The organism is Collinsella sp. AF33-16 (assembly GCF_003475325.1).
Taxonomy (GTDB): Bacteria; Actinomycetota; Coriobacteriia; order Coriobacteriales; family Coriobacteriaceae; genus Collinsella.
Window position 1 is genome coordinate 45,438 of record NZ_QRQC01000015.1, and the last position, 25,855, is coordinate 71,292.

A 25,855-nucleotide genomic window follows, 5' to 3' on the forward strand; every position below is an offset into this window, starting at 1 on the left:
AGATGAACGGTTCTGTTAAACGTGTCATTTTGGGCGAGGCAATCGTCTTGGTGGCGTGGCTTGTAATCATGTTTGTCTGCAAAAACGCGCTGATGAACCCTATCGTCTTTGCTATGTCGCTTGGCTTTGGGGTTTTGGCTTTTGCGGCGGCTTCGATTTCGGCTGCCATGTCCGATAAGCAGTCCACGGTCAAAAGCACGACCGAAATCCATTATTTGCCGGTCGCATCCAGCTGTGCCTACTTTGTCGTTGCCCTTCTGGCCAACACGTACTTTGTGTTTGCGGCATATGGGTGGGGCGGCAGCATGATTCCAGTCGTCGTAAACGTTGTCCTTCTTGCTGTGCTTGTCCTTGTGCAGATGGGTCTAAGCTTCAATGGCCGCCAGGTTGACCAAAAGGTTGCTGCCGTGGCCGCAAAGACGGTCCAAACGGCGCAGTTCGGATCGTATGTGGGACAGCTCCTCGCCGTGGCGCAGGACGCTCAGGTCAAAGCCGAACTCAAAGCGCTTAAGGATGACATCTCCTTTAGTTCCAACATGTCGCAACCCCATGTTCAAGAGATCGAGCGACAGTTCTCCGCCGCGCTTGAGGCGGTCTCGAATTCCATGAGTGCCGATGAGCCGGCAGATGTTACGGTTGGCCTTGTCCATGATGCGCGCAATATCTGGAAAAAGCGCAATGCGGCGCTGACCGCTGTCAAATAAGGGCTCGCGCTGCTTTTTGCCAGGGCACTTTGATGGTTGAAGTGGGGGAAGCTATTGGAAATCAACGGTATAACTTGTGAGGGCTGCGGCAGCACCGATGTCGAGTTTGACCCCGCAACTCGAAAGGTTCATTGCAACCAGTGCGGTCGCGAGATGTACTATTCGCGGGCGCGTCTGGGGGCCACGGGCAAAATCGCGTTTGCCAAGGACAATGCCATCAAGTTTTTTAAGGGTGGTAACTTTCCGGAGGCCCGCAAATTTGCCGCGGACGTGCTCAATATGATGCAAGACAACGCGGCAGCACAGTTTATGGTTGCGTACTGCGATGAGTTTTGCGAAGGTCTTTCGGGTTCGATGACGGTTTTCTTTAAAAGGGCCGAAGATATCCCTCTCGAATATGACGAAGTGCGTGACTTGATCGACTTGTTTGAGTCGACGCTCTACAACATGCGTGACTTTGAGGTTCAGATGGTATCGCTCGTGGTCGCCAATATGCAGAGCATGGAGGATCGGTCTCGGCTTGAGAGCTTTATCGATGCTGTGTGCCCGTTCTGCATAGCGCGGTATGCTTCGGAAGACTTTATGACCGCAGAGCGGGAGAGCTTCTATCAAGATATCGCCGCCAACTGCAACATACCCAAAACGTGTCTCGCACTACTCAAGGGCATTAGAGAGAACCCCGGGTCCCCCTATAAAAATGGTTCGTTTGCGTTACGAAGAAGGACCTCGTACTTTCTCGAACACTATGTGGAGCCCGTCGGGCGCATCGTCAATTCGATGAAGGCAAGCCAATACAAACAGAAGTTTCTTGTGGCCTATCAGCAGGTGTCCGAGCAATACCGAAGCATGGCCTCTCAATAAAGCGGATGGCGGGTGCTTACTCGCTTAAAGCTATTGGATGATCTAAACAGTTCAAACTGAAAGGTGGTACAGATGAGTGATTCGGGATTAGATACTGCCCTTATCGAGCGCAGGATCGCCGCTATTGGAACAAAAGTTGACCAGATGACCACGAAGGTCGATAAGGTCGAATCCCAAATGGAGGAAGTGCGGAAGGACCTTAAAAAGCTCCGAAAGGACTTTCTCGAGATGATGCTCGAACAGCGTCGTACCGCCGCACTTGAGCAGGCGACTACGGAGCTCGTGAGCGTCCGGCAGGAGATGGACAAGAAATTCGGCAACTACTCGGTGGTTCGAAACACCATGGTCGGTATTCTCCAGGCAACCGATGCAGCGCTCGTGCGCAAGGCGACGATTTCGACGGTCTCCGAGGAGTTAATGATTTCTACCCCGGACTACTGGCTGGCGCCTGTCCTGGTTGCCCTTGCGGCATGGATCAACAACAACCGAGATCTTGCGGAGCGCGCAATACGTGAGGCTGTCAAACGTGACAACGAGCACACGTCGCTTGCGATGGCTCTGATCTGCAGACGTAATAACCGCACGGCTACGTGCTACGAATGGCTAGCGCGCTACTTCTCGACGCAAAACGCCGCCCGCATCGATGCCGATGCGATGGTCTACATCGATGCCTATATCAACGGCATCTTCGGAACCGACGAAAAGCACCTGTGCGACGACTATATGGCGGGCTGGATCGAGCAGATCAGAAATCAGAGCCCTGAGTTCGAGAATGAGCAGTCAGAGTCATGGGCGGAGTACTTTACCGGCTACGAGGAGGATATGAGCTCGAGATATCCGGCGCTCAAGGTGGTGGTCAAGGAGTTTGACTACATCAATAAGTATCTCGGAAAAGTCGAGGCAATCGAGAGCATCTCCAATGACTTCGCCGACCTCAAGGCTTCTGATGTTGACGAGAGGACGCTTGCCGAGCAGGTTGACAGGCATTTGATGGAGCTCGTTAACTCCGATGACTCCAAGGAGCGAAATTTGCGCCGCCAGGAGGAGTATCTTCTTGCGGTCAAGGCATTTGGCGGAGACGTAGAGCGCGCCCGAGAGCTCGTCAATCGTCGCCGCGATGAGAAGCGTCAGCAGACGATGAACATCATCGACCAGATGACACGCTCGATGCGCGACCAGAGTGCGTCTGTGGATGTGCATAAGAAGAAGACCGCGATTCAGTTTTTGGGTTCCTATATCAACGGTGGTTTCAACCGGTATCGCAAGAGCGATATCCCCGAATTTCCGCAGGCGATCACCCTTGACTTCGACGGATGGACAAGCAGGGCGGTTACCGGCGATGAGGGTAATGCGCTGCGCGGCGATTATGTTCGCTATGTCGGTGAAGAGAAGAAAAAGGAGCTCGCTGAGCTTGATGTCAAGGTTGCGAAGGGCAACAAGAGCCACAAGATAGCGGCCGTTGTCCTCGCTGTTTTGGGAGTAGCTTTCTTTGCGTTTGTAAACCAGGTTATTGGCATTCTGCTTCTTGCGGGGGCTGGCTATTGTCTAGTAAAGACGGGCCTCTCGAGCAAGCAGCGCGCTGCGGAGGCAGAAGAGATCGAGGCCAAATACTCCAAACGGATCCAGGAAGGCTGTTCCGAGATCGATCTGGCGCTTAATCAGTGGAAGAGCGCGAAGGAAGCGGCGGCCGAGCGCAGCGACCTGCTTAAGCTCGATAAGGTTGCCTAGCCGATAGGATTGACTCGATAACCATGAATGGAGTGAAATAGATGACTGATGAAGTGACTGATTTCGACCATAACGATGCCGCGATGCAGGACTTCGATGCATTGAGCGAGCTCGATAGTCTGTTTGAAGAGGACGAGCGACTGAAGCAAGCTGAGAACAATGTTTTGACTCAAAATCTCTCAGGCTTTGCAAACTGCTTTCCCGATTGGGATTTGCATCCGCCGGTAGCGTAGAAAAGCGCTTGAAACACAAGCTGCGATCATTTGGAAACATCGATGTTTCTGCGGGCTAGAAGCCATGGGGCTTTTGGCCCGCTGTCTTTCATATGCCGGTCGGCGGCATAGGGCATCAACCGTATTCTAGGTTCTTGGACGCCAGGCCGACTCGCTTCGGATCGGGCGCTACACCAACTTTCTCGAGACCACCAATCTGACAGGGCCCTGTCCGTGCGCGGGCAGGGCCCTTTTGTGTGGTCTACTCTGTTTGCTATACTGCTAGCAAGTAGAGAGGAGCCGCTATGGGTACAGCAACGGTGCAGCTCAACACACGAATCGACCCTATGCTCAAGGCCGGTGGCGATGCGGTCCTGACTCGTAATGGGCTGGGGCCGAGTGACGCCATTCGTGCGCTTTGGACCTATCTTGCCGAGCATCAAACGTTGCCGGGATTTATGGTGACGGATAAGTGCGAGACGCCCCGTGCGAAGAGTCTTGCCGAACAGGGGTGTGGTCTGGCTTTTTCCTCATTGGGGTTGAGCTTCTCAGATTTTGCGCCAGGCGAATCATCGGCGGACAACTGGGATGCCGTACGCGATGATATGTATGACGCGATGATTGCCGACATAGAGGCGAATTGCCGATGATTGAGGCAAAGCGGCTCTTGGTGGACACGAATGTTTGGCTTGATTACTACCTGCAAGAGGGCGCATTCGACAACGTGAGAAGATTGGTTGAACTGGCCGAAGCGGGAAAGATCGACCTTCTGTACGCGCCAACGACGGCAAAGGACGTGTTCTACATCTTGCCTCGGCGTCTAGCTCGACGGAATGTGAATGGGATTAACACTTCGTTCGGTCCGGCTGCATGGGCATGCGTCGAGCATATGATGCAGGTGGCAACGGCTTCCCCGCTTTCGATGGCGGAGTGCGAGATGGCGCGCATGCTTGGCAAGCGCATGCCGGACCTCGAGGACAATCTCATTATCGCCTCGGGCGATACGGTGGATGTTGACTACGTAGTCACGAGCGACCGACGCATGTTGGAGACGATGCCCGAGGTATGCTTGACGCCCGCGCGCGCACTCGAGCTCATCGGGATCCTCGGCTAACCTTGCATACCCCGTTTCGCTATCATATTGAGCATTGTGGCCCTCATGCAACTTTGGAGGACGGTATGGCGGATAACGAAGCGCTGTTTACGCCTGAGCTGGTGTTTTTTGATTGGGAGTGTGCGATGCCGGATGAGGTGTTTGCGCGGCTCGAGGGCGAGCTTACACCACGTGGCTACATTGCCGACGGTTGGCTCGACGCCGTTCGCACGCGCGAGGATGCCTATCCCACGGGCCTTGCCATGCCGGCGGCAAACATTGCCATTCCGCATACCGACCCGGGGTTTGTGGCCAAGCCCTATATCGCGGTGGTAAAGCCCGCCGCGCCCGTGACGTTCAATGCTATGGCCGGCATGGGTGCCCCCGTGCCGGCGCAGATCGTCATCAATTTGGGTATTGCCGAGCCGGGCGGCCAGGTCGAGGCCCTGCAAGCGCTCATGAATATCTTTATGGACGCGGATGTCGCAGCCGATGTGCTCGGCCAGACCACGCCCCAAGGCATGGTCGACGCCATCCGTCGCCACTTTTAAAGCCGGCACTTGGGGACTGTCCCTAACTGCCGGCAGAAAAGGAACGTCCCCAAGTGCCAGGGTTGCCCCTTTGTCGCGGGGGCTGCGTTGTGACACAATGGCGTTTGTTCGATTCGTGATGCGAAAGGCCAACTATGGCAAATAAGAAAAAGAACTCCGAGGCCGCGCCGACGCCCGAGCAGCAGGCTTGCGCCGCCTCCAGCTCTCGTAAGAAGCAGCGCAAGACGTACGTGTCTAAGACCGTCAAGATCGTTCTGGTGGTCATCGGCGTGCTGGCGATGCTGCTTTCCGTCTCGGCCATGGCGTGCTCCGGTCTCATGTCGCAGGCAGAGGATACCTCGGGCTACAAGCTTACCGGCGGTGTGGCTGCTACTATCAACGGCACCAACCTCACCGAGGACACCGTGACCAAGCAGATCATGAGCATGCGCACGTCCTACGGTTACACCAAGGACAAGGACTGGGCGCAGTATCTGGTCGACAACGACCTCACACCCAAGAAGTACCGCAAGCAACTCATCGACTCCTACACGCAGCAGATTCTGCTTCAGCAGGCGCAGAAGGAAAACGGCGTGACGGTGTCGGACGAGGAGGTCGAGAAGGCTTGGAAGGACGCGTGCAAGAGCGCGGGCGGCGCCAAGACCTTTAAGAAGACGCTTAAGACCTACGGCTACACCGAGGACACCTACAAGGATTCACTCAAGGAGAGCCTGGCGCAGCAGAAGCTCAAGGATGCCGTGGCACCCACCAGCAAGCCCAAGGACGGCGAGATTGTCGATTACATCAATGAGAACCTGTCCAACTACAACGATGCCCGCCGCTCGTCGAACATCTTGATCAAGGTCGATTCCGACGCATCTGACGAGGACAAGGCTGCCGCCAAGGCCAAGGCGCAGGAGTGCCTGGACAAGATCAACTCCGGCGAGCTGAGCTTTGAGGACGCCGTGGAAAAGTATTCCGACGACACCGGCTCCAAGGAGAAGAAGGGCGATGTGGGTTGGGATAAGCTCACCACCTTCGTCGACAGTTACCAGACTGCGCTCGAGGGGCTCAGCAAGGGCGATGTGAGCGACGTGGTCGAGTCGACGTATGGCTATCATGTCATCAAGTGCACCGACTACTTCCACGTTGATAATCAGGTTGATGACGTTAAACAGGTGCCCAAGGCCATCAAGAAGTATGTCTCCAACGTGGTGAAGACGCAGGCAGAGAGCACTGCGTACAGCGAGTGGCTGGAGCAGTACAAGAAGGATGCCGACATCACCGTTAACCCCATGCCCAAGGACGTGCCGTACAACGTCAGCCTGAAGGGCGTCACCAAGAGTTCGACCGACGATTCGTCGACGACTGAGTAACCATGGGGCGGCGCTCGTGTGAGTGCCGCCCGCACTATTGAGGAGGATTTGCAGATGACCAACGAAGAGCTGCAGAAGGAAATGATTGCGGCCATGAAGGCCAAGGACAAGGTTCGCCTGTCTATCATTCGCCAGGTTAAGGCCGAAGTGAAGAACATCGAGGTCAACGAGCGTCGCGATGTGACCGAGGAAGACGTCAACAGCATGATCAAGCGTCTGATTAAGCAGACGAGCGAGACGCTGGAGATGTCCATTAAGGCCGGTACCGACCAGGAGCGTACCGACAACCTGACCGAGCAAGTCAAGATTCTGGAGAGCCTGCTGCCCGCGCAGGTTTCGGGCGAGGAGCTCGAGGCCCTGATTGAGCAGGTCATCGCCGAGCTGGGCGCCACGTCCAAGAAGCGGATGGGCCAGGTCATGGGAACACTCGGCAAGGCCACCGGCGGCAACTTCGACAAGCCTGCGGCGGCAAAGATCGTCGGAGCTAAACTCGCGTAATTTGTTACGCGGTTTTACCAAATCGCGTAACGGCTCGACGCTGCAAACCCGTACACGCGGCAATCTGACGTTCAATTTCAAGGGCGCGACCATAAGGTCTGCGCCCTTTCATTTCACGTCACCTTGCTCGCGTGTACGGGTTTTCGCTGACTTATGCTCAACAAGGGCGGTTGTATTATTTTCGGCGCTCATTGGGGACAGACTTAAATGAGTACTCAATGAGTGGGTACTCATTTAAGTCTGTCCCCAATGAGTGGGTTAAAGGTTGCGGGTTCTTTACGGGAATGTAGTGTGGGCTGCGGAAACGTCGTTCTTTCCGTACAATAGTTCAACTCGTGTAAACGCAGGGAAGGGACATTCATGGCAGACATGATCGAGATCAAGCATCTCAACAAGTACTTTGGCGACCTGCATGTGCTCAAAGATATCAATCTCACCGTCAAGCGCGGCGAGAAGCTCGTAATGATCGGGCCCTCTGGTTCGGGTAAGTCGACGCTCATCCGCTGCGTCGATTATCTTGAGGAGCCCACGTCGGGCGAGGTCATCATCGACGGCACGCCGCTTACCAAGAAGAACCACCTGGAGATGGCTCGCAAGTATAGCTCCATGGTATTTCAGCAGTTCAACCTGTATCCCAACATGACGGTGCTGGGCAATCTGACGCTCGCGCCCATCAAGCTGCAAAAGAAGAGCAAGGAGGAGGCGACCGAGATCGCCATCGCCGCGCTCAAGCGCGTCGGCATGGCGCATAAGGCCGGCGAGTATCCGCAGAACCTCTCGGGCGGTCAGCAGCAGCGCATCGCCATCGCCCGTGCCCTGTGCACCAAGCAGCCCATCATCCTGTTTGACGAGCCGACCTCGGCGCTCGACCCCGAGATGGTCCAGGAGGTTCTGGACGTTATGATTGAGCTTGCGCAGGAGGACATCACCATGATCTGCGTGACGCACGAGATGGGTTTTGCGCGCCAGGTGGCCGACCGCGTCATCTTTATGGAGGACGGCCGCATCCTGGAGGAGGGCACGCCCGAGCACTTCTTCGATAATCCCGAGAACCCGCGCTGCCGCGAGTTCCTGTCCAAGATTCTGCACTAGGTGCGGTGGTGGACATGACGGATATGACGAGGGCGGCCGTGTCGCGCCGTCACTTTTTGCAGCTGGCGGGCGCCGGTATGCTTACGCTGACGGGGGCCGCGCTTACCGGTTGCGGCAACTCCACCAGCGGCGAGGGCTCCGACAAGGGGTCTAAGCTTGCGGCCATTAAGTCGCGTGGCCATCTGAATGCCGGCGTTAAGAAGGACGTTCCCGGTTACGGCTATTACGACACCGCTAAGGGTCGCTTTGAGGGCATGGAAGTCGATTTGTGCTACCAGATCGCGGCCGCCGTCTTTGGCGTGAGCTACAAGGAGGCCCGTGCCCAGGAGCTTGTCGAGTTTACCGACGTAACGCCCAAGACGCGCGGCCCGCTGATCGATAACGGCCAGCTCGACGTGGTCGCGGCGACCTACACCATCACCGACGAGCGCAAGAAGAGCTGGGATTTCTCGACGCCGTACCGCACCGACTACGTGGGACTCATGGTCAAGAAGCGTTCGGGCTTTACCTCGATTGAGGACCTGGACGGCAAGGTCATCGGCGTGAGCCAGGGTGCTACCACGCAGGGCCTGATTGAGCAGATGATCAAGGACAACGGCTTTAGCTGCAAGCCCGAGTTTAGGGCCTTTAGCGGCTACCCCATCATCAAGAGTTCACTCGACGCCGGCAATATCGACGTCTTTGCCATGGACCGCTCCACGCTGGCCGGCTACATGAACGAGACCGTTGAGCTGCTGCAGCCCGAGGTCAAGTTTGGCGAGCAGGGCTACGGCGTGGCGACCAAGAAGGGCTGCGACCTTTCGGCCGTGGTCGATCAGGTGATTTGCGATCGCCTGGCCGACGGCTGGCTCGACCAAGAGGTCAAGACCTGGGGTCTTGTATAGGCGCATCGTCCAAGGAAGGAATCAAATGCTCGAAGGATTATTTGACGCCGACCGTTGGTCGACGACATTTCAAAACATGGGGCCCTTCTGGGAGGGCTTTGGCGTGACGCTGCAGGTGGTCGTTGCCGGTCTGCTGCTGTCGCTGGTGCTGGGCACGCTGCTGGGCGTGTTTTCTACCACTCGCTCGCGCGTGCTGCGCGCCATAAGCCGCGTGTACGTGGAGTTTTACCAGAACACCCCGTTGCCCGTGCAGGTGCTCTTTATGTACATGGCCGGTCCGCAGTTTTTGCAGGCCATAACCGGTGCCGACCAGCCGGTGCGCATCGCGCCGTTCGTGTTGGGCTTCTTGGGTGTGGGCCTGTATCACGCGGCCTACATTTCGGAGGTCATCCGCACTGGTATCGAGGCGGTTCCGCGCGGTCAGATGGAGGCGGCCCAGAGCCAGGGCTTCACCCGTGCGCAGGCGTACTGGTACATCGTGCTGCCCCAGACATTCAAGATCATTTTGCCGCCGCTGTGTAACCAGGCGCTTAACCTGGTCAAGAACACGTCGGTGCTGGCGCTTGTGGCCGGCGGCGACCTTATGTACCGTTCCGACAACTTTGTGAGTCTGTACGGTTACCTGCAGGGATACATCGTCTGCTGCCTTATGTACTTCATCATCTGCTTTCCGCTCGCCATGCTGGTGCAGTGGCTCGAGCGCCGCTCCAAGGAGCGCCCGCGCGGCGTGAGCCTGGCCGAGCTGGGACTCGACAACGTAGAGGAGGCCTAGCGCATGGAAATCTTCAACGCGACCAACCTGCTCTACATTTGGGGCGGCTTTGTTAAGACGATCGAGATCTCGGCGCTGTCGATCTTTTTCTCGCTCATCTTTGGCACGGTGCTGGCGCTCGTTAAAAGCTATGCGCCCCGCCCGTTCCGTATTTTGGTGAGCGCCTATATCGAGCTGTTCCGCTGCACGCCAAACCTGCTGTGGATCCTTTTTATCTACTTTACGGTGCAGGGTTTGGACATTGTGATTTCGACCATCGCCTTTACGCTGTTTACCAGCGCCGTTATGGCCGAGATTGTGCGCGGAGGCCTCAACTCGATTCCGCGCGGCCAGTTTGAGGCAGCGCAGAGCCAGGGCTTTGGCTTCTTTGCCACCATGCGCTACATCATTCTGCCGCAGACGTTTAAGACGATCATTCCGGCGCTGTTTAGCCAGTGCACGACCGTCATTAAGGACAGCTCGTATCTTTCGGGTATTAACGTGGCCGAGCTCATGTACACGGCAAACGTCGTGATGGCCCACGCGATTGACCTGTCGCAGGTGCTTATGCTCTACGGCCTGGTATTTGCGATGTACTTTGTGCTCAACTTTGGTATCTCGCTGCTGGTCCGAGCGTATCAACGTCGTATCGTGGCAGCGTAGAATGTGGCAAAGGGACAGCCCCTTTGTCACATAGAGAAAGGAATCGCGATGAGCGATCTGGAGAACAAGAAGAATCCTGTGGTCATTACCATCGCGCGCGACTTTGGCGCCGAGGGCCACGAGATTGGTCGCATGCTTGCCGACGAGTTGGGGATTCCTCTGTACGATAACGAGCTGCTGGTGCGTGCGTCGCTGCGCGCGGGCGAGTCGCTCGATAAGATGGCCGCCTACGACGAGCGTCTGGCCGTGGAGAACATGGCGTTCCTACCCGACCGCTACGATGCGCGTTCGTACTCGGACAAGTTGTTCCAAAAGATGAGCCAGGTGATCTTGGACCTGGGCGAGACCGAGAGCTGCATTATCGAAGGCCGCCTGTCCGATTACCTGCTGCGTAACAACCCCAACCACATTGCCGTATTGGTGACCGCTCCTTTTGAGGACCGCGTCGAGATTGTGCGCAAAAAGCGTGGTCTCAACAAAAAGAAGGGCGCCAAGCTGGTCAAGCAGCAGCAGAAGGCGCGCGAGGCGTTCTATAAGCGCTATAGCGCCGGAAAGTGGAAGATGACGAGCGGCAAGGATATCGTCGTCAACCGCGCTAAGCTGGGACGCGAGGGCTGTAAAGACGTCATCGCCGCTGCCTACCGCTACAAAGTGGCTCAACTCGAAGGCTAGCCGACCAAAAACCACCACAAAGGGTACAGGCACCTTTGTGGTGGTTTTTGTTTTAGGCCGAGGGGAAGGCCTTGGCGGCAGTGCCTATCCTCGGCTTTTGCATAGTCTCGATCTGTAACACCAAGCCAGCGAAAATGGCTCTAACTGTTACAGATTTAGATGAACCGTTCGGCCGTCAGCCCAACGTCTTGATCTGTAACACCAGGCGGCATATTTGGTCTCTAACTGTTACAGATTGAGATGCGGCGTGGGCGGCCGGCACAATATCTCGATCTGTAACAACTGCAGGGCTCAACGGACTCCAGCTGTTACAGATTGAGACAAAACGACCGGGCAAGTCCCAAACCACCACAAAGGTGTCTGCCCCATCGTGGTGGTTTGGGCGGTCGGCATAGAAAAAGTCCCCGCCGGGCGTGTGCTCGACGGGGACTCTGCCGTTTGATGGCTAGCGCTGTGGGTGATTACTCGCCCAGCAGGCTCTTGGTGATGGAAGCAGCGGCCTTCTTGCCGGCGCCCATCGCCAGAATGACCGTAGCGGCACCGGTGACGATGTCGCCGCCGGCCCAGATGCGGGGATCGGTGGTCTGGCCGGTCTCCTCGTCGGCAACGATGTAGCCCCACTTGTTGAGCTCCATCTTGCCGCCGATCTTCTTTGCGAAGGGGTTGGCGTTGGTGCCGATAGCCGAGATCGCGACGTCGCAGGGGATCTCCTCGATGGCGCCCTCGATGGGCACCGGGCGACGACGGCCGGACTCGTCGGGCTCGCCGAGTTCCATCTTCTGGACCTTGACGGCGCACACGGAGCCGTCCTCGCCAGCGACAAACTCGAGCGGGGAGACGAGCGGCAGAACCTCGACGCCCTCGGCCTTAGCATGGTGCAGCTCGGCGCGACGGCAGGGCATCTCGTCCTCGGTACGACGATAGGCGATGATGGCGTGCTCGGCGCCCAGACGCTTGGCGGTACGGACGGCGTCCATAGCCACGTTGCCGCCACCAAAGACGACGACGCTCTTGCCGTGCTTGGTGGGGGTGTCGTACTCGGGGAACTTGTTGGCCTTCATCAGGTTCACGCGGGTGAGGTACTCGTTAGCGAAGAAGACGTTGGGCAGGTTCTCGCCGGGGACGTTGAGGAACTTGGGCAGGCCAGCGCCGGTCGCCACGTAGATGGCGTCGAAGCCCTGCTCGAACAGCTCCTCGGCCGTGGCCATGTTGCCCACGACGGAGTTGTACTCAAACTTGACGCCCATGTCCTCCAGGCCGTCGATCTCGCGCTTGACGACTGCCTTGGGCAGACGGAACTCGGGGATGCCGTAGACCAGCACGCCGCCGCCGGTGAAGAAAGCCTCGAAGACGGTGACGTCAAAGCCGTTGCGGGCGAGCTCGCCAGCGCAGGTGATGCCGGACGGGCCGGAGCCGACGACGGCGACCTTCTTGCCGTTCTTGGGGGCCATCTTGGGCGTGGAGGCGAGCTCGGGGCGGTCACCCAGGAAGCGCTCGAGCTGACCGATGGCCACGGGCTCGGACTTCTTGCCACGGATGCACTTGCCCTCGCACTGGTTCTCCTGCGGGCAGACGCGGCCGCAGATGGCGGGAAGCATGGAGTCCTCGCGGATGGTATCGAGGGCGCCGCCGAAGTCCTTCGCGCGGATCTGCTCGATAAAGCGGGGGATGTTGATGTTGACGGGGCAGCCCTCAACACAGAACGGCTTCTTGCAGTTGAGGCAGCGCTCGGCCTCGGCCAGCGCCATCTCCTCGGTGAAGCCCTTGTCGACGGGGCGGAAGTCGCAGGCGCGCTCGGCAGCCGGCTCCTCGTTATCGGGGGTGCGGGGCGACTTCATATCGGCAACGAAACGACCGTTAACTAGTGGCATGCGCAGCTCTTTTCCTCATAGGCCTTGAGGGACGCGCCCTCTTCGGAACGGTAAGCGGCCTGGCGGGCACGAAGGTCATCCCAGTCGACCAGGGTGGCATCGAAGTCGGGGCCGTCGACGCAAGCGAACTTGGTCACGCCGCCCACCTCGACGCGGCAGCAGCCGCACATGCCGGTGCCGTCAACCATGATGGGGTTGAGCGACGCGGTGATGGGGGTGTCGTACTTCTGGGCGGTGAGGGTCGAGAACTTCATCATCGGAACGGGGCCGACGCAGAAGACCTGGCTCACGGCCTTGTCCTGCAGCAGGCGCTCCAGCGGAGCGGTGACAACGCCCTGCTCGCCGTAGGAGCCGTCGTCGGTGGTGATGTGGATGTGGTCCTCGTCGAGGAGCTCGCGGAACTGGTCCTCCATGAGCAGGAGGTCCTTGGTGCGGGCGCCCATGATGGCGTGGACCTCGTGACCGGTCTCGACCAGGTGCTTGGCGACCGGGAAGGCAATTGCCAGGCCGACGCCGCCGCCAATGACGGCGCAGGGGCCCTCGGCCATCTCGGTGGGAACGCCCAGCGGGCCCACGACGTCGCGCAGCGACTCGCCGGCCTCGTAGGTGGAAAGCATCTCGGTGGTCTTGCCGATCACCATGAAGATGAACTCGACCCAGCCCTCGTCACCGTTCCAGCCGGCTAGGGTAAACGGGACGCGCTCGCCCGTCTCGTTGGCGCGAACCATGAGGAACTGTCCAGCGTGCGCATGCTTGGCGATAGCGGGCGCCTCGATGCGGAACTTGAACACCTTCTCCGAGAACTGCGTCTTCTCCAGGATCTTATACATAGAACCCCTCTCTTGTTAGGGCCGCCGAACCGTGCCTCCACGGAAATGGACGGTAGCCCGAGTAAAACCGTACGCGCACAGGCGTTGTGCAGACATACGGTGCAAATTATACCCTCATGGACATGCTGTTTACGTGTGTCTTCGGCGGTTGGGAAAAGTGACCTGCCAAAAAGGGACAGGTTTATTTTGGTCGGTTTTATCAGGCAAAACGGCAAAGGGGGCCGGCCTCAGGTTGTGATGAGGCCGGCCCCCTTTGGGGCGCTATGTGTGTATGGCAGTGCGGGGTTTATTTCGATGTGGCCACCGGGGCGTTTTCGTAGATAAAACCCGCCAAAATAAACCTGTCCCTAAATAGTAGGTTTTAGTGCTTGCCGTTGGCGGAGGCGGCACCGTTGACGTGGTCGCGGGCGTAGATTACGCCGTGGACGATGGCCAGACCGGCGGCATCTGCGGCGCGGGCACAGGTGTCCTGGAAATCCTCGGCCTCGCGGGCGCGCAGCTGCTTAAGCACGTAGTCGGCGACGGCCATCTTGCCGGGAGGGTTGCCGATGCCGGTGCGGATGCGGCTGAAGTCGCGGCTGCCCATCTTGTCGATGATGGAGCGCAGACCGTTGTGGCCAGCATGGCCGCCGCCCACCTTAACACGCACGTCGCCGGCGGGAATATCGAGCTCGTCGTGGATGACGAGCAGCTCCTCGGCCTTGATCTTGTACTCGCGGCAGAGCTTGGAGATGGGGCCGCCCGAGGTATTCATGTACGACTGCGGCTTGACCAGTACAATCTGGCGCTTACCTCCCTCTTCCTCGGGATCGTTGATGTTGATGAGCGCGACCTCGGCGCCTGCCTGGTTTTTCCAGTACGTGACGCCGGCCTGACGGGCCAGCTCGTCGATCGCCTTAAAGCCGGCGTTGTGGCGGGTCTCGGCATATTCCTCACCCGGGTTGCCAAGTCCGGCAACCATGCGAATCTTAAGCGGCTGTGCAGCTGCCATAGGTTTCCTTTCGTTACATAAGTAGTTCGTTCAACGACAAAGGCTACCACGCCCGCCGAAGCCGAGACCTTGTTTCAGTGAAATCCCACCAGACAAAAGCACGGCCGCGGCAGAGCGAGCCGCCGGAACAGAAGAAACCCCCGCGCGACCTTTGCGAAGCAAGGGGGAGCGCGGGGGTTTCTTCTGTTCCGGCGGTGATGCGCCGGGTTGCAAGGACGATGCGATTACAGCGCGAAGTCGCCGCCGACGAGCGTGGAGACGGGCTCCTCGTGGTAAACGGCGGAAATGGCCTGGGCGAACTCCTCGGCGACCGAGATGGTCTTGATCTTGCCGCCGACCTCGACGGGGATGGCGTCGGTGACGACGCACTCGACGATGGGGGCATCGTTCAGGCGCTCGATGGCCGGGCCGGAGAAGATGCCGTGGGTGGCGCACACGTAGATGTCGCCGGCGCCCATTGCCTTGAGCTCCTTGACGTTGGCGCACAGGGTGCCAGCGGTGTCGATCATGTCGTCGTTGATGATGCAGGTCTTGCCCTTGATGTCACCGATGATGCCCATGACCTCGGCGGCGTTGTGGCGCGGACGGCCCTTGTGGGCGATGGCCAGGTCGCAGCCGAGCATGTCGGACAGCTTCTTGGCGGCCTTGGCGCGGCCCACATCGGGGGAGACGACAACCAGGTTGTCGGTGTCGAAGTGCATGTCGTTGTAGTACTGGCCAAACAGCGGCAGTGCGGACAGGTGGTTAACCGGGATATCGAAGAAGCCCTGGATCTGGCCCTGGTGCAGGTCGAGGGTGATGATGCGGTTGACGCCGGCGCGCTCGAGCAGGTTGGCGACGAGGCGGGCGGTGATGGGCTCGCGCGGGCCGGCCTTGCGGTCCTGGCGGGCATAGCCGTAGTGGGTGATAACGGCGGTGATGGAGCGGGCGGATGCGCGCTTGGCAGCGTCGGTGGCGATGAGCAGCTCCATGAGCATGTCGTTGACGTTGCCGCCGGCCACGGACTGAATCAGGAAGACGTCGGCGCCGCGGACGGTCTCGTCGTAGCGGGCGTAAATCTCACCATTGGCGAACTGCTTTAGCGTAAGGCCCGAAAGCTCGACCCCAAGGTACTCAGCAATCTTCTGAGCGAGGGGACGGTTGGAGGAACCGGAATACACGCGGATGGACTTGCGCATATTCTCCGACTTCTCGGGATCATTAATCGGCATTACCCTTCTCCTTTATATCGAATGCCATATAGATGCCTTGTTGCATTGTAACCGTGCGGCGGGGTTTATCGGGTCTTGATAACGTCTTTACCGTCAACGGACACGAACCGACCACTCATCCGGTCGCGCAGGTCACGATAGAAAAAAGGAGCCGTCCCCATGGAACAGCTCCTTTTGTGCTTGGTAAAACGTTATACCTCGTCGTCCTCGTGCAGACGGCGGCGATAATCGGCGGCCCAGCCCTCAATATTTACCTGACGGGCGCGGCCCAGACCAAGTGCGTCGGCCGGGACCGGCTCGGTGATGACGGAGCCTGCGGCCACGAGCGCGCCGTCGCCGATCTGGGCGGGCGCGACCATCATGGTGTCGGAGCCGATGAAGGCGTCCTTGCCGATGACGGTCTTGTGCTTGTGCACGCCGTCGTAGTTGCAGGTGATGGAGCCCGCGCCCACGTTGACGCCGGAGCCCATGGTGGTGTCGCCGATGTAGGACAGATGCGGCACCTTGGAGCCCTCGCCGATCGTGGACTTCTTGATCTCCACGTGCGTGCCGGCTTTGGAACCGTCGAGCATGTGAGTGCCCGGGCGCAGGTAGGCGCGCGGGCCGCAGTCGACGCCGTTCTCGATGACGGCCTCGATGGCGATGGTCTCATCGATGGTGCAGCCGCTGCCGACGGTGGTGTCGGTGAGGCGGCTGTTGGGGCCGAGCTGGCACTCCTCGCCCACGGTGACGTGGCCGATCAGGTGCGTCTGCGGCCACACGACGGTGTCGCGGCCGATGACGGCGTCGGGGCCGATCCAGGCCTGCGTGGGGTCGATGAAGGTGACGCCCTCGGCCATCCAGTGCTCGTTGATGCGGTCGCGAGCGATGGCAGTGAGCTGCGCGAGCTGGATGCGGCTGTTGACGCCCAGGCCATCGCGGTAGTCGTCGCAGTGGAAGATGGAGACTGCCTGGCCGTGGCCCTTGAGGATCTCGAGCATGTCGGGCAGATAGTACTCGGACTGCGCGTTGTCGTTGCCGATCTCGTCGATGTGGGCTGCGAGCTGCGCGCCGTCGAAGGCGTAGCAGCCGGCGTTGCACTCCAGCAGTGTGGCGGCCTGCTCGGGCGTGCAGTCCTTCTGCTCGATGATGCGCTCGATCTGACCATCGGCGCCCAGCTTGATGCGGCCGTATCCGAAAGGATCGGGCGGGGTCATGGTCATGACGGTGCAGGCGAGCTCGCCGGTGGCGACGGTCTGTGCGAACTTGGCGACCGTGTCGGCGGTGATGAGCGGCAGGTCGCCGTTGAGCACCACGACGGGGCCTTGCGTGATGCCACAGGCCTCGAGTGCGACCTTCACGGCGTGACCGGTGCCCAGACGCTCGGTCTGCTCGACGCACTCGACCTTGGTGGCGCTGTTGGCGTAGGCGCCGTCGATGAGGGCGCGCATCTCGTCGGCATGGCTGCCGATGACAACCACGACGCGGCTGCAGCCGGCCTTGATGGTGGCGTCGACGATCCACTGAACCATGGGCTTGCCCAGGATCTTGTGCGAAACCTTGCAGTGGTTCGACTTCATGCGGGTGCCCTCGCCGGCGGCGAGGATAATTGCGGTTGCGTCCATGTGATCTCCTGTTACGTTATAGAGACGTGTGTTTGGAAACGATACACGGCGCAATATGATACCGCAGGCATATGATGAGCGCGTAACGATTGACGCATTGCCGCCGATGTCGGTGCCGTTGACGCGGTGTTTGCGCTGGTTGTGTATGGTGGCGGCGCTGCGGCGTTGACGTTTGAGCGAGGGGATGGGGTGCCCGTGGATATCATGCGAGAGGAATCGGGCAACGAGCCCGTCGCGGCATTCTCGATGTCGCATCCGGCTGTGCCGGCCCTCTACATGGTGCTGACGCTGGGGCTCACCATGTTCTCGATGCAACCGGTGCTGATCGCGCTGTCGCTTGCGGGCGGGCTGGCGTATGGATTTGCGACGCGTGGGGCTGCCCGCACGCTGGGCGCACTCCGCTGGCAGCTGCCGGTGATTTTGATCGTTGCGGTGCTCAATCCGCTGTTTAGCGCCTCGGGCTCGACGGAGCTGTTCCGTATTGGCATGCGCGCGGTGTATCTGGAGAGCATGGTATACGGCCTGTGCATGGGCGGGCTGTTCGTGGCGAGCGTGTTGTGGTTTGAGGCTGCGGCATCGATGCTCGAATACGACAAGGTGCTCGCGCTGCTGGGCAATGCCGCACCGGTGATTGCGCTCATGATCTCGATGTGCATGCGGCTTATCCCGCAGTTTTTGCGCCGCGGTCGTACGGTGCTGGCGGTGCAGGATGCGATTGATGTGCCGGGCCGCGCGCCGGCCGACCCCGTGCGCTCGCGCCTGCGGGCGTCGAGCGTGTTGATGGGCTGGGGCATGGAAGATTCGCTTGAGCGCGCGGATGCCATGCGCTCGCGCGGGTGGGGTGCTGCGTCGCGCCGTACGACGTATGCGTGGTATCGGCTGGCGCGCGGCGATGCTGCCGCGCTGGTTGGACTTGCGGTGTTTGGTGCCGCCGCGGTGGCGGTGGCATGGACCGCGACGACGCAGTATTCGTTTTATCCGCAGCTCTCGGTGCCGGCGCCGTGGCTGGGCTATGTCGTGTACGCTGCATGGATGGTGCTGCCCTGCGTGTTGCATGTGATCGATGAGAAGGGGTTTGGCTGATGGCTCGGTTGGATAGGGGCCCGGTGTCGGGTGCGGCGTGCGGCCCGGATATGCCGGCGATTGAGGCGCGGAGCCTGAGCTTTGCCTACCCCGGGGCTGATGCTGCGGTGCTCGAGGGGCTCGACTGGTCTGTTCCCCAAGGTGCATTTGCGCTGCTTGTTGGCGGTACCGGATCGGGTAAGTCGACGCTGCTGTCGCTGCTCAAGCCCGAGATCGCTCCGGCGGGCGAGCGCACTGGCGATGCGCGCGTGCTGGGCGAGAACGTTGCCGACATGGACGTGCGCGCGTCTGCGGAGTGCGTGGGCTACGTGTTCCAGGATCCCGAGAACCAGATTGTGTGCGAGACCGTGTGGCACGAGATGGCGTTTGGCCTAGAGAATCTGGGGGTGTCGCGCGACGAGATGCGCCGCCGTGTTGCCGAAACCAGCTATTTCTTTGGTCTGGAGGACTGGCTTCATCGCGATACCGATACGCTTTCGGGTGGCCGCAAGCAGCTGCTGTCGCTTGCCGCCGTCCTGGCGCTGCGTCCGCGTGTGCTGCTACTCGACGAGCCCACGTCTCAGCTCGATCCCGTTGCCGAGAAGAATTTTCTGCACGCGCTGTTTCGTGTGAATCGCGAGCTGGGCTGCACGGTTGTTGTGGCTACGCATCAACCGCGCCCAATGCTCGAGTATGCGACGTGCGCGTATCGGATTGAGGGCGGCCGCGTGCGCGAGGTGGCCGACATTGCCTCCTTGGGGCATCGCGAAGAGCTGTTTTCTGGCGAGGTGCCAGGGTGGGGTGGCTCGCGGCGTGCAAAAAACGGAATTTTCAGCATCGCTGGTGGCCGGCAGGGCTCTTTAGACCCGCACGCGGACGTTGCGGGTGCGAAAAAGGGACCAAAAACGGACAAATCGGCTAAATTTGAGGCGCAAATCTTGCCGCAGGACGACTCGGGGGCGTCATCGCGCGCCGGTGGATGCAGAATACTCCCAAAAATGTACGCTGGCTCGGCCACCACCTTGACAGGAAGCTGGTTTCGCTACGATCGGGCGTCCGGCTGGGTGCTGCGCGGACTCGATGTGGCGTTTTCGACTGGCGCGGTGCATGCGATTGTGGGCGGAAACGGCTGCGGCAAGTCGACGATGCTCTCGGTGCTGGCCAAAACGGTCAAGTTGCAGCGTGGTCGCATGGTGCGTGGGGCGGCATCGGCGGCGCTGCTGCCTCAGAATCCCAAGGCGTTGTTGGTTGCCGAGACGGTGCGCGACGAGCTGATGGAATGGGCCTCGACCTGCGGATATGACGAGAACTTGGCGCGGGAGCGTGCGGCGAGCTTGGGGCTGTCGGGTCTGGATGGGCGCCATCCGTACGATCTTTCGGGCGGGCAGCGTCAACTGCTTGCATTGGCAAAACTGCTGCTAATCGGCCCCGAACTGCTATTGCTCGATGAGCCCACCAAGGGTCTAGACCTGTTCAGCCGCCGCATCATCGCCCGCGCCCTGCGTGACCATGCGAAGGTTGGTGGCACCGTCATCATGGCCACGCACGATCTGGATTTTGCCGAGCAGGTTGCCGATGACGTTGCCATGATGTTTGACGGTGAGATTGCCTGCATGGAGCCGCCGGTCGACTTCTTTGCCGACAACGTGTTTTATAGGGCGTGATGGGATGGCGGATTATCGCATCGTGCGCCTACTCGCAAAACTGGAGATACCGCTGCTGCTGGCGGTGCCAGCCGTGATGGCTGCGGCGTTGCTGGCGGGCGTTGAACAGGCGGCGCTTGCCATGCTTGTCGTGGTGGCGCTGGTGCTCGCGCTGTTCTTTGCGGGCTACGAGGCGTCGCGCCCGGGCTTACGCCAGATTGTGCCAACGCTGGTTCTGGCGGCGTTGGCTGCGGCGGGGCGCATTCTGTTTGGCCCCATTCCCGACTTTAAACCGGTGAGCGCCATCGCCATTATCGCGGGGGCGACGCTTGGTTGCCGCAATGGTTTTATGGTTGGCGCGCTGGCGGCGCTGACCAGCAATTTCTTTTTTGGACAGGGCATGTGGACGCCGTGGCAGATGTATGCCTGGGGGCTCGTGGGATACGTTGGCGGTGCGTTGGCGCATGCCGGCGCTTTTGATCGCGCCGATGGCACCGTGCGTATGCCGGCGCTGTTGATCTACGGCTTTGCTTCGGGTTTGCTGTACGGCGTTGTGATCAACGCGTATGACATCATTGGGTTTGTACAGCCGCTCACGTGGGCGGGTGCCATGGCGCGTCTTGCCACCGCCGTACCGTTCGATATCACGCACGGCCTTGCGACCTGCGTGTTTTTGGTCGCCCTGTACAAGCCTTGGTGTCGCCGCATCAACCGAGTCGTCGTGAAATACGGGCTGTAGGGTTGGTTACGCCGGGGCGGGAATCAATACTGCCGAAGTGCCATTTCAAAACTATGCCGGTTTACGGGGCTAGATTAGCGCGGGCCGACCATACCAGCATTTTTCGAAATAGGGCACACCGTCTACCTGCGATTTTATTATCTCGGAATTGCGTATGGTTAGGGGTTCGCGATTCAGCCCCGTAAACCGGCAAAGTTTTGGAATGGCCGGCTGATATGACGGGCATCGTGGCCCTCAGAGAGCCAAATTGATCCATTTTCTTCCGTCCCCAGATGTCCCCAGGGAATCAGTTGACGGCGCTTGCCACGAAACTGGCCCATCTACTACGTTTAGCTTGATGCCCCGACAATGTTCGCGTTTTATGAAAAACCGCAGGCTTTCTACCTGCGGTTTTCTTTTGGCGTTGTTCGCTGTGGTTGAGGGTGGTGGCTTAAACGTAGTAGATGGGCGTGTTTCGTGGCGGATGGGTCACACGGATACCCTCACGAGGCCCAAAATGATCCGTTTTCCTCCGTCCCCAGGGGATCAGTTGGGGCTAGAGCTCTAGCGTGAGGGTGACGGGGCAGTGGTCGCTGCCAAAGATGTCGCTGCGGATGCCGGTGTCGCGTACGTTGTCGGCGATTGCGTCGCTTACCAGGAAGTAGTCGATGCGCCAGCCTGCGTTGTTCTTGCGGGCATTAAAGCGATAGCTCCACCAGCTGTAGACGCCCTCGACGTCGGGGTTTGCCGTGCGCCAGGTATCGGTAAAGCCGGCGTTGAGCAGCTCGGTAAACTTGCCGCGTTCTTCGTCCGAAAAGCCGGCGTTGCCGCGGTTGGACTTGGGGTTCTTAAGGTCGATTTCCTCGTGCGCCACGTTAAAGTCGCCGCAGGTCACGACGGGTTTGCCGGTCTCGCGCTCGAGTGCGTTCAAAAAGCCGCGGTAGGCATCGTCCCAGGCCATGCGCACATCGATGCGCGCGAGCTCATTTTGGGCGTTGGGCGTATAGACGTCGACAAACCAGAATTTGTCGAACTCCAGCGCGCAGACGCGGCCCTCGGTCGCGGCTTGGGCAACGAGCTCGGCAGCCTCGCCTTCGTCGGCGTAGGGTAGCAGCGCGTCGGCGTGCAGCACGCGCAGCGGTTCCTGGCGGCTAAAGACCGCAGTGCCCGAATAGCCTTTACGCTCGGCGTAGCTCCAGGTTTGGTGATAGCCGGGCAGGTCAATATCGACCTGGCCTTCTTGCAGCTTGGTCTCTTGCAGCGCCAGGATATCGACGTCGAGTTCTTGCGCGATCTGGATAAAGCTCGGGTCCTTTTTGAGCACGGCGCGCAGGCCGTTGACGTTCCACGAGGCGAAAGTGTAAGTCTGAGGCATGGTGTCCTTTCGACGGGGTTGGCAGGCTTAAGATTAGCGCAACAGGGGCGGGGCGGGCCCCGCGGACGACGGCGCAATCGCAGTCGCCCCGATCAACAAGGACGGAGGGCTCATATGACGCAGGCAATATCGGATCCCAAGCAGGCCTCCGCCGCGCTGGCGGAGCTTTTTGATACCCACAAGCGCGTGGTCTTCTTTGGCGGCGCGGGTGTTTCCACGGCAAGCGGCATTCCCGATTTTCGCAGCGTGGACGGCCTGTATCACCAGCAGTTTGCCTATCCGCCCGAGACCATGCTGTCGCACAGCTTTTACGAGACACATCCGGCGGAGTTCTTCGACTTTTACCGAACCAAGATGATCGCGCTTAACGCTAAGCCCAACCGCTGCCACACCAAGCTGGCCGAGCTGGAGCGCGTCGGCAAGCTTGATGCCGTGGTGACGCAAAACATCGACGGCTTGCATCAGATGGCGGGCTCGCAGCGCGTGTTTGAGTTGCACGGATCGGTCCATCGCAACATTTGCCAGTCGTGCGGAGCGGTCTATAGCGCCGAGTGGATTTGCTCGCGCGAGCACGAGGACGCCGCGGGCGTGCCCGTGTGCCCCGCGTGCGGTGGTCGCATCAAGCCCGATGTGGTGCTATACGAAGAGCCGCTCGACGAGCATGTGCTGACCGGCGCCGTTGCCGCCATCGCCGCGGCCGATGCCCTCATTGTGGGCGGGACCTCGCTCGTGGTGTATCCGGCGGCGGGCCTTACGCGCTACTTTACCGGCGATACGCTGGCCATTTGCAATCTTGCTCCCACCGATCAAGATGCAAATGCCGACCTGCTGATTTCTTGCGACATCGCGGCCGCGTTTGCGTTCTAGCCCGTGTGCGCGGATACAATAGAAAGACTGATTGCAAAGCGACCCCGCCGCCTGCGCCCGAGCGCGGCGGCGCGGGCATTTGAGGAGGATGTTCATGGCGAACGATAGCAAGACATGGCGGTGCGGAAAGTACGAGCTCAGCTTTGACCGTCCGCGCATCATGGGCGTCCTCAACGTGACGCCCGATTCGTTTAGCGACGGCGGGGAGCACTTCGACCCGGATGCCGCAATCGAGTACGGCCTGGCGATACTCGACGCCGGCGCCGACATCATCGACGTGGGCGGCGAGTCCACGCGCCCTGGTTTTACCCCGGTCAACCCCGACGAGGAGGCTCGCCGCGTGCTGCCCGTGGTGCGCGCGCTGGCCAAAGAGGGTGCCATCGTCTCGATTGACACGCGCCACGTGGCGGTTGCCAAGGCGGCCGTGCGCTGCGGCGCCTCTATTGTCAACGACGTGACGGGCTTCACCGACCCCAAGATGGTCGAGTTTGTTAAGACGAGCGCCTGCGGCGTTATCGTGATGCACGCCGGCGAGGTCGCCGCCCCTGCTCGTACGCACGCGACGGTGCAGCTTGATACCTCGGCTGCGGCGTTTGTTGCCGAGAAGGCACGCGAAGCGGCCGCCGAGGCCGCGCGCGAGGCCGAGAAGCCAGCCCGTCGCCGTCGCGGCAAGTTGCTGGGCGAGTCCAAGGTTGAGACCAAGCTTCCGGGCGGTGTGGTACAGCCCTCGCTGCCGTTTGGCGAATCAGAGCCCACGCCCGAGCCTGTTGCCGAGTCAGAGACGCCGGCTACCGAGCAGGCTGCCCCTGCTGCCGTTGCGCCCGAGGCCGTGCCCGCAGCTACCGAAGTCGCACCAGAGCCCAGCGACCACCTGGCCGCCATGATGCGCCGCAGTGCCCGCCGTGAGGAAGCCTATGTGCCCACCTCGCAGCTCCGCCGCTTTACCCTGCCCGATTCGGCGCCCATCATGCGCCGCGTCATGGGCTTTCTGTCCGACCAGGCCCGCGCGCTCATCCATGCCGGCGTGTCGCGCGACCGCATCTGCATCGATCCCGGTCCGGGCTTTGGCAAGACGGCCAACGAGGATATCGTCATCCAGCGCGAGACCGCTAAGATGGCGTCGCTGGGCTATCCGCTCATGTGCGCCGTGTCGCGCAAGCGCTTTGTGGGCGCCGTCTCGGGCGTGACCGATGCCGCCGCGCGCGATGCCGCCACGTTTGGTGTGTGCCTGGGCGCCATCCAGGCCGGCGCCAACATCGTGCGCGTGCATGACGTTGCGGGCTTTGCGCAGTTCCTGAACGGGTACTGGGCTGTCGCCAAGCCGCAGCCGCGCCGCGCGTTTGTGGCCGTGGGTTCCAACCTGGGGCATCGCTGCGACAACATCCGCGCCGCACGCGACATGATCGCCGAGATTCCACTTACCTGCGTGTCCAACTCCTCCAAGATCTACGAGAGCGAGCCGGCCTACGAGACGCGCCAGGACGCGTTTGCCAACGCCGTCATCGAGATCAAGACCGAGTTGGCGCCGCTGGTGCTGCTCGACGAGCTCATGAAGATCGAGGCCGAGCTGGGCCGCGACCGCTCCAAAAAGGCCAAGGCAAACGGCCCGCGCACCATCGACCTGGACCTGCTGTGGATGGACGGCGAGACCCACGGCGGCAAGAAGCTGCGCCTGCCGCATCCGCTGATCGGCGAGCGCGACTTTGTGCTGGTGCCGCTCGAGGACCTGATGCACGACCCGGCGCGGTTCTTCCGCTACAACGGTGTCGAGGTCAAGGAGCCCGAGGACCGCGTGGGCCATATCGTGGGCGAATTGGGGCGTATGTAGATGATTGAGATGAATGCTGTTGCCGCCGGTACCGAGCTCGACGCGGCGCGTGACGCGGGCCGCGAGGGTGCGTCCGCGGGCCGGTGCGCGTGGAGCGCGGGCGATGCATCGCTGACGTTTTCGCTGGTCGTGCGCCCCGATGTGAACATGCACGCCTTCCACGGTCTGCCGTTTGTGGCCGCAATGGGCATGATGGACGCGCTCGCGGGCACGGCCGCAACGCCGGGCCTGGGGCTTGCCGGCAAGGTGGGCATCCAGTGGCCGAGTGGCATCGTGTGCGGCGCGCCTGCGTTTGAGACGTCGCTCGCGCGCGTCGCCGTCAACGGCGGTGCCGGTGCCGCGGGCATGTTTGCCGCGGTGACGGTGGATATTGAGCGTTCGGCACTGGGCGAGCTCGGCGTGGATATGGGCGACGAGGTACTGGTCGAGGCATTGGGCGCGGCGGTGCTCGCTCGCGTTGACGCCTGGGCGGTTGTTGCCAACACACCACAGGGCGCTGCCGGCCCGCTGGCCCCGGTGCTGGGCGAGTACTTCGATATGGTGCCGCTGCTGGGTCGTCAGGTCGCGGCGGTGTCGCCCAACGGCCTGCCGCTCGCGGTCGGCGTGTTTGCGGGCCTGGACATCTGGGGCCGCGCGACCATCAAGACCGATGCCGGCGAGCAGGAGTTTCCGCCCGAGGCCGTGCGCATTCGCGGGCTGTAACGCGGGGCGCCAGCGCTCAAAGATAACGATGACAACAGAAGCTCTCCTCGGCACTGAACTGCACCCCAAAACTTGGACGGCTTAAATAA

At 60.4% G+C, this 25,855-nt stretch carries 26 protein-coding genes; 20 read left to right on the plus strand and 6 right to left on the minus strand.

Annotation, left to right across the window (positions count from 1 at the left end; translation table 11 throughout):
* Positions 1 to 2 precede the first annotated feature (2 nt).
* The 14 genes from DWZ52_RS07000 (at position 3) to DWZ52_RS07065 (ending at position 11,064) form a co-directional block, all read left to right on the plus strand.
* Positions 3 to 704 (plus strand): hypothetical protein, encoded by a 702-nt coding sequence (locus tag DWZ52_RS07000; RefSeq protein WP_117640762.1) that lies wholly within the window; start codon positions 3 to 5, stop codon positions 702 to 704.
* 54 nt (positions 705 to 758) lie between these two features.
* Positions 759 to 1,565, plus strand: coding sequence for a hypothetical protein (locus tag DWZ52_RS07005; RefSeq protein ID WP_147325197.1), 807 nt, complete (start codon positions 759 to 761; stop codon positions 1,563 to 1,565).
* A 72-nt stretch (positions 1,566 to 1,637) separates the two neighbouring features.
* The gene (locus tag DWZ52_RS07010; protein ID WP_117640764.1) at positions 1,638 to 3,293 is read left to right on the plus strand and encodes a hypothetical protein; all 1,656 of its coding nucleotides are present in this window, start codon (positions 1,638 to 1,640) and stop codon (positions 3,291 to 3,293) included.
* 41 nt (positions 3,294 to 3,334) lie between these two features.
* The gene (locus DWZ52_RS07015) at positions 3,335 to 3,526 is read left to right on the plus strand and encodes a hypothetical protein (RefSeq protein ID WP_089572626.1); all 192 of its coding nucleotides are present in this window, start codon (positions 3,335 to 3,337) and stop codon (positions 3,524 to 3,526) included.
* Positions 3,527 to 3,810: 284 nt separating this feature from the next.
* The gene (locus tag DWZ52_RS07020) at positions 3,811 to 4,155 is read left to right on the plus strand and encodes a type II toxin-antitoxin system RelB/DinJ family antitoxin (RefSeq protein ID WP_117584050.1); all 345 of its coding nucleotides are present in this window, start codon (positions 3,811 to 3,813) and stop codon (positions 4,153 to 4,155) included.
* Positions 4,152 to 4,619, plus strand: coding sequence for a PIN domain-containing protein (locus tag DWZ52_RS07025; protein WP_199579188.1), 468 nt, complete (start codon positions 4,152 to 4,154; stop codon positions 4,617 to 4,619). Before DWZ52_RS07020 ends, DWZ52_RS07025 begins: the two co-directional genes overlap by 4 nt.
* 65 nt (positions 4,620 to 4,684) lie before the next feature.
* Complete coding sequence (locus tag DWZ52_RS07030; protein ID WP_118385212.1) at positions 4,685 to 5,149, plus strand: PTS sugar transporter subunit IIA; 465 nt, start codon at positions 4,685 to 4,687, stop codon at positions 5,147 to 5,149.
* A gap of 134 nt (positions 5,150 to 5,283) precedes the next feature.
* A complete protein-coding gene (locus DWZ52_RS07035) occupies positions 5,284 to 6,504 on the plus strand; it encodes a peptidylprolyl isomerase (protein WP_118385213.1) in 1,221 nt (406 codons plus the stop codon).
* A 54-nt stretch (positions 6,505 to 6,558) separates the two neighbouring features.
* Entirely contained in the window at positions 6,559 to 7,002 is a 444-nt protein-coding gene (locus tag DWZ52_RS07040) for a GatB/YqeY domain-containing protein (RefSeq protein ID WP_118385214.1), read from the plus strand.
* Positions 7,003 to 7,362: 360 nt separating this feature from the next.
* Complete coding sequence (locus DWZ52_RS07045) at positions 7,363 to 8,094, plus strand: amino acid ABC transporter ATP-binding protein (protein WP_055251548.1); 732 nt, start codon at positions 7,363 to 7,365, stop codon at positions 8,092 to 8,094.
* A 14-nt stretch (positions 8,095 to 8,108) separates the two neighbouring features.
* Positions 8,109 to 8,978, plus strand: coding sequence for a transporter substrate-binding domain-containing protein (locus DWZ52_RS07050; protein ID WP_233524975.1), 870 nt, complete (start codon positions 8,109 to 8,111; stop codon positions 8,976 to 8,978).
* Positions 8,979 to 9,003: 25 nt separating this feature from the next.
* Positions 9,004 to 9,750 carry an amino acid ABC transporter permease gene (locus DWZ52_RS07055; protein WP_035136546.1) on the plus strand — a complete coding sequence of 249 codons (747 nt, stop codon included), beginning with the start codon at positions 9,004 to 9,006 and terminating at the stop codon, positions 9,748 to 9,750.
* A gap of 3 nt (positions 9,751 to 9,753) precedes the next feature.
* Entirely contained in the window at positions 9,754 to 10,392 is a 639-nt protein-coding gene (locus DWZ52_RS07060) for an amino acid ABC transporter permease (RefSeq protein WP_055285379.1), read from the plus strand.
* A gap of 48 nt (positions 10,393 to 10,440) precedes the next feature.
* A complete protein-coding gene (locus tag DWZ52_RS07065; protein WP_055251542.1) occupies positions 10,441 to 11,064 on the plus strand; it encodes an AAA family ATPase in 624 nt (207 codons plus the stop codon).
* A 461-nt stretch (positions 11,065 to 11,525) separates the two neighbouring features.
* Here the strand turns inward: DWZ52_RS07065 and gltA are convergent, their stop codons facing one another.
* The 5 genes from gltA to glmU all read right to left on the minus strand — a co-directional run bounded on the left by gltA (position 11,526) and on the right by glmU (position 17,571).
* A complete protein-coding gene (gltA, locus tag DWZ52_RS07070) occupies positions 11,526 to 12,935 on the minus strand; it encodes an NADPH-dependent glutamate synthase (protein ID WP_117640982.1) in 1,410 nt (469 codons plus the stop codon).
* On the minus strand, positions 12,926 to 13,765 hold the full coding sequence (locus tag DWZ52_RS07075) for a sulfide/dihydroorotate dehydrogenase-like FAD/NAD-binding protein (RefSeq protein ID WP_117647773.1): 840 nt from the start codon (positions 13,763 to 13,765) through the stop codon (positions 12,926 to 12,928). Before DWZ52_RS07075 ends, gltA begins: the two co-directional genes overlap by 10 nt.
* 361 nt (positions 13,766 to 14,126) lie before the next feature.
* On the minus strand, positions 14,127 to 14,756 hold the full coding sequence (gene pth / locus DWZ52_RS07080) for an aminoacyl-tRNA hydrolase (protein WP_195246394.1): 630 nt from the start codon (positions 14,754 to 14,756) through the stop codon (positions 14,127 to 14,129).
* Between the two features lie 224 nt (positions 14,757 to 14,980).
* Positions 14,981 to 15,967 carry a ribose-phosphate pyrophosphokinase gene (locus tag DWZ52_RS07085; RefSeq protein ID WP_089573682.1) on the minus strand — a complete coding sequence of 329 codons (987 nt, stop codon included), beginning with the start codon at positions 15,965 to 15,967 and terminating at the stop codon, positions 14,981 to 14,983.
* Between the two features lie 191 nt (positions 15,968 to 16,158).
* A complete protein-coding gene (gene glmU / locus DWZ52_RS07090; protein ID WP_117640980.1) occupies positions 16,159 to 17,571 on the minus strand; it encodes a bifunctional UDP-N-acetylglucosamine diphosphorylase/glucosamine-1-phosphate N-acetyltransferase GlmU in 1,413 nt (470 codons plus the stop codon).
* Positions 17,572 to 17,775: 204 nt separating this feature from the next.
* Between glmU and DWZ52_RS07095 the strand changes: the two genes are divergently transcribed.
* From DWZ52_RS07095 to DWZ52_RS07105, 3 genes are read left to right on the plus strand one after another with little or no spacing between them, the layout of a single operon-like run.
* Complete coding sequence (locus tag DWZ52_RS07095) at positions 17,776 to 18,654, plus strand: energy-coupling factor transporter transmembrane component T (RefSeq protein ID WP_118385216.1); 879 nt, start codon at positions 17,776 to 17,778, stop codon at positions 18,652 to 18,654.
* Entirely contained in the window at positions 18,654 to 20,297 is a 1,644-nt protein-coding gene (locus DWZ52_RS07100; protein ID WP_117640979.1) for an ABC transporter ATP-binding protein, read from the plus strand. Before DWZ52_RS07095 ends, DWZ52_RS07100 begins: the two co-directional genes overlap by 1 nt.
* Before the next feature lie 4 nt (positions 20,298 to 20,301).
* Positions 20,302 to 21,015, plus strand: a complete 714-nt coding sequence (locus DWZ52_RS07105; protein WP_117640978.1) for a DUF6580 family putative transport protein — start codon at positions 20,302 to 20,304, stop codon at positions 21,013 to 21,015.
* Between the two features lie 535 nt (positions 21,016 to 21,550).
* On the opposite strand, the gene DWZ52_RS07110 is transcribed toward DWZ52_RS07105, so the two are convergent.
* A complete protein-coding gene (locus DWZ52_RS07110; RefSeq protein WP_117637151.1) occupies positions 21,551 to 22,369 on the minus strand; it encodes an exodeoxyribonuclease III in 819 nt (272 codons plus the stop codon).
* A 114-nt stretch (positions 22,370 to 22,483) separates the two neighbouring features.
* Between DWZ52_RS07110 and DWZ52_RS07115 the strand changes: the two genes are divergently transcribed.
* The 3 genes from DWZ52_RS07115 to DWZ52_RS07125 all read left to right on the plus strand — a co-directional run bounded on the left by DWZ52_RS07115 (position 22,484) and on the right by DWZ52_RS07125 (position 25,766).
* Positions 22,484 to 23,236 carry an NAD-dependent protein deacylase gene (locus tag DWZ52_RS07115; protein ID WP_117637152.1) on the plus strand — a complete coding sequence of 251 codons (753 nt, stop codon included), beginning with the start codon at positions 22,484 to 22,486 and terminating at the stop codon, positions 23,234 to 23,236.
* A gap of 94 nt (positions 23,237 to 23,330) precedes the next feature.
* Complete coding sequence (folK, locus tag DWZ52_RS07120) at positions 23,331 to 25,064, plus strand: 2-amino-4-hydroxy-6-hydroxymethyldihydropteridine diphosphokinase (protein WP_117640976.1); 1,734 nt, start codon at positions 23,331 to 23,333, stop codon at positions 25,062 to 25,064.
* Complete coding sequence (locus DWZ52_RS07125) at positions 25,065 to 25,766, plus strand: hypothetical protein (RefSeq protein WP_118385215.1); 702 nt, start codon at positions 25,065 to 25,067, stop codon at positions 25,764 to 25,766.
* Positions 25,767 to 25,855 lie beyond the last annotated feature (89 nt).

What these genes read in the sequence shown, in the direction of transcription:
- DWZ52_RS07000 (WP_117640762.1), top strand. Translation starts at nt 3, where the DNA reads ATGAACGGTTCTGTTAAACGTGTCATTTTGGGCGAGGCAATCGTCTTG.
- DWZ52_RS07010 (WP_117640764.1), top strand. Translation starts at nt 1,638, where the DNA reads ATGAGTGATTCGGGATTAGATACTGCCCTTATCGAGCGCAGGATCGCC.
- DWZ52_RS07015 (WP_089572626.1), top strand. Translation starts at nt 3,335, where the DNA reads ATGACTGATGAAGTGACTGATTTCGACCATAACGATGCCGCGATGCAG.
- DWZ52_RS07020 (WP_117584050.1), top strand. Translation starts at nt 3,811, where the DNA reads ATGGGTACAGCAACGGTGCAGCTCAACACACGAATCGACCCTATGCTC.
- DWZ52_RS07025 (WP_199579188.1), top strand. Translation starts at nt 4,152, where the DNA reads ATGATTGAGGCAAAGCGGCTCTTGGTGGACACGAATGTTTGGCTTGAT.
- DWZ52_RS07030 (WP_118385212.1), top strand. Translation starts at nt 4,685, where the DNA reads ATGGCGGATAACGAAGCGCTGTTTACGCCTGAGCTGGTGTTTTTTGAT.
- DWZ52_RS07035 (WP_118385213.1), top strand. Translation starts at nt 5,284, where the DNA reads ATGGCAAATAAGAAAAAGAACTCCGAGGCCGCGCCGACGCCCGAGCAG.
- DWZ52_RS07040 (WP_118385214.1), top strand. Translation starts at nt 6,559, where the DNA reads ATGACCAACGAAGAGCTGCAGAAGGAAATGATTGCGGCCATGAAGGCC.
- DWZ52_RS07045 (WP_055251548.1), top strand. Translation starts at nt 7,363, where the DNA reads ATGGCAGACATGATCGAGATCAAGCATCTCAACAAGTACTTTGGCGAC.
- DWZ52_RS07050 (WP_233524975.1), top strand. Translation starts at nt 8,109, where the DNA reads ATGACGGATATGACGAGGGCGGCCGTGTCGCGCCGTCACTTTTTGCAG.
- DWZ52_RS07055 (WP_035136546.1), top strand. Translation starts at nt 9,004, where the DNA reads ATGCTCGAAGGATTATTTGACGCCGACCGTTGGTCGACGACATTTCAA.
- DWZ52_RS07060 (WP_055285379.1), top strand. Translation starts at nt 9,754, where the DNA reads ATGGAAATCTTCAACGCGACCAACCTGCTCTACATTTGGGGCGGCTTT.
- DWZ52_RS07065 (WP_055251542.1), top strand. Translation starts at nt 10,441, where the DNA reads ATGAGCGATCTGGAGAACAAGAAGAATCCTGTGGTCATTACCATCGCG.
- gltA (WP_117640982.1), bottom strand. Translation starts at nt 12,935, where the DNA reads ATGCCACTAGTTAACGGTCGTTTCGTTGCCGATATGAAGTCGCCCCGC.
- DWZ52_RS07075 (WP_117647773.1), bottom strand. Translation starts at nt 13,765, where the DNA reads ATGTATAAGATCCTGGAGAAGACGCAGTTCTCGGAGAAGGTGTTCAAG.
- pth (WP_195246394.1), bottom strand. Translation starts at nt 14,756, where the DNA reads ATGGCAGCTGCACAGCCGCTTAAGATTCGCATGGTTGCCGGACTTGGC.
- DWZ52_RS07085 (WP_089573682.1), bottom strand. Translation starts at nt 15,967, where the DNA reads ATGCCGATTAATGATCCCGAGAAGTCGGAGAATATGCGCAAGTCCATC.
- glmU (WP_117640980.1), bottom strand. Translation starts at nt 17,571, where the DNA reads ATGGACGCAACCGCAATTATCCTCGCCGCCGGCGAGGGCACCCGCATG.
- DWZ52_RS07095 (WP_118385216.1), top strand. Translation starts at nt 17,776, where the DNA reads ATGCGAGAGGAATCGGGCAACGAGCCCGTCGCGGCATTCTCGATGTCG.
- DWZ52_RS07100 (WP_117640979.1), top strand. Translation starts at nt 18,654, where the DNA reads ATGGCTCGGTTGGATAGGGGCCCGGTGTCGGGTGCGGCGTGCGGCCCG.
- DWZ52_RS07105 (WP_117640978.1), top strand. Translation starts at nt 20,302, where the DNA reads ATGGCGGATTATCGCATCGTGCGCCTACTCGCAAAACTGGAGATACCG.
- DWZ52_RS07110 (WP_117637151.1), bottom strand. Translation starts at nt 22,369, where the DNA reads ATGCCTCAGACTTACACTTTCGCCTCGTGGAACGTCAACGGCCTGCGC.
- DWZ52_RS07115 (WP_117637152.1), top strand. Translation starts at nt 22,484, where the DNA reads ATGACGCAGGCAATATCGGATCCCAAGCAGGCCTCCGCCGCGCTGGCG.
- folK (WP_117640976.1), top strand. Translation starts at nt 23,331, where the DNA reads ATGGCGAACGATAGCAAGACATGGCGGTGCGGAAAGTACGAGCTCAGC.
- DWZ52_RS07125 (WP_118385215.1), top strand. Translation starts at nt 25,065, where the DNA reads ATGATTGAGATGAATGCTGTTGCCGCCGGTACCGAGCTCGACGCGGCG.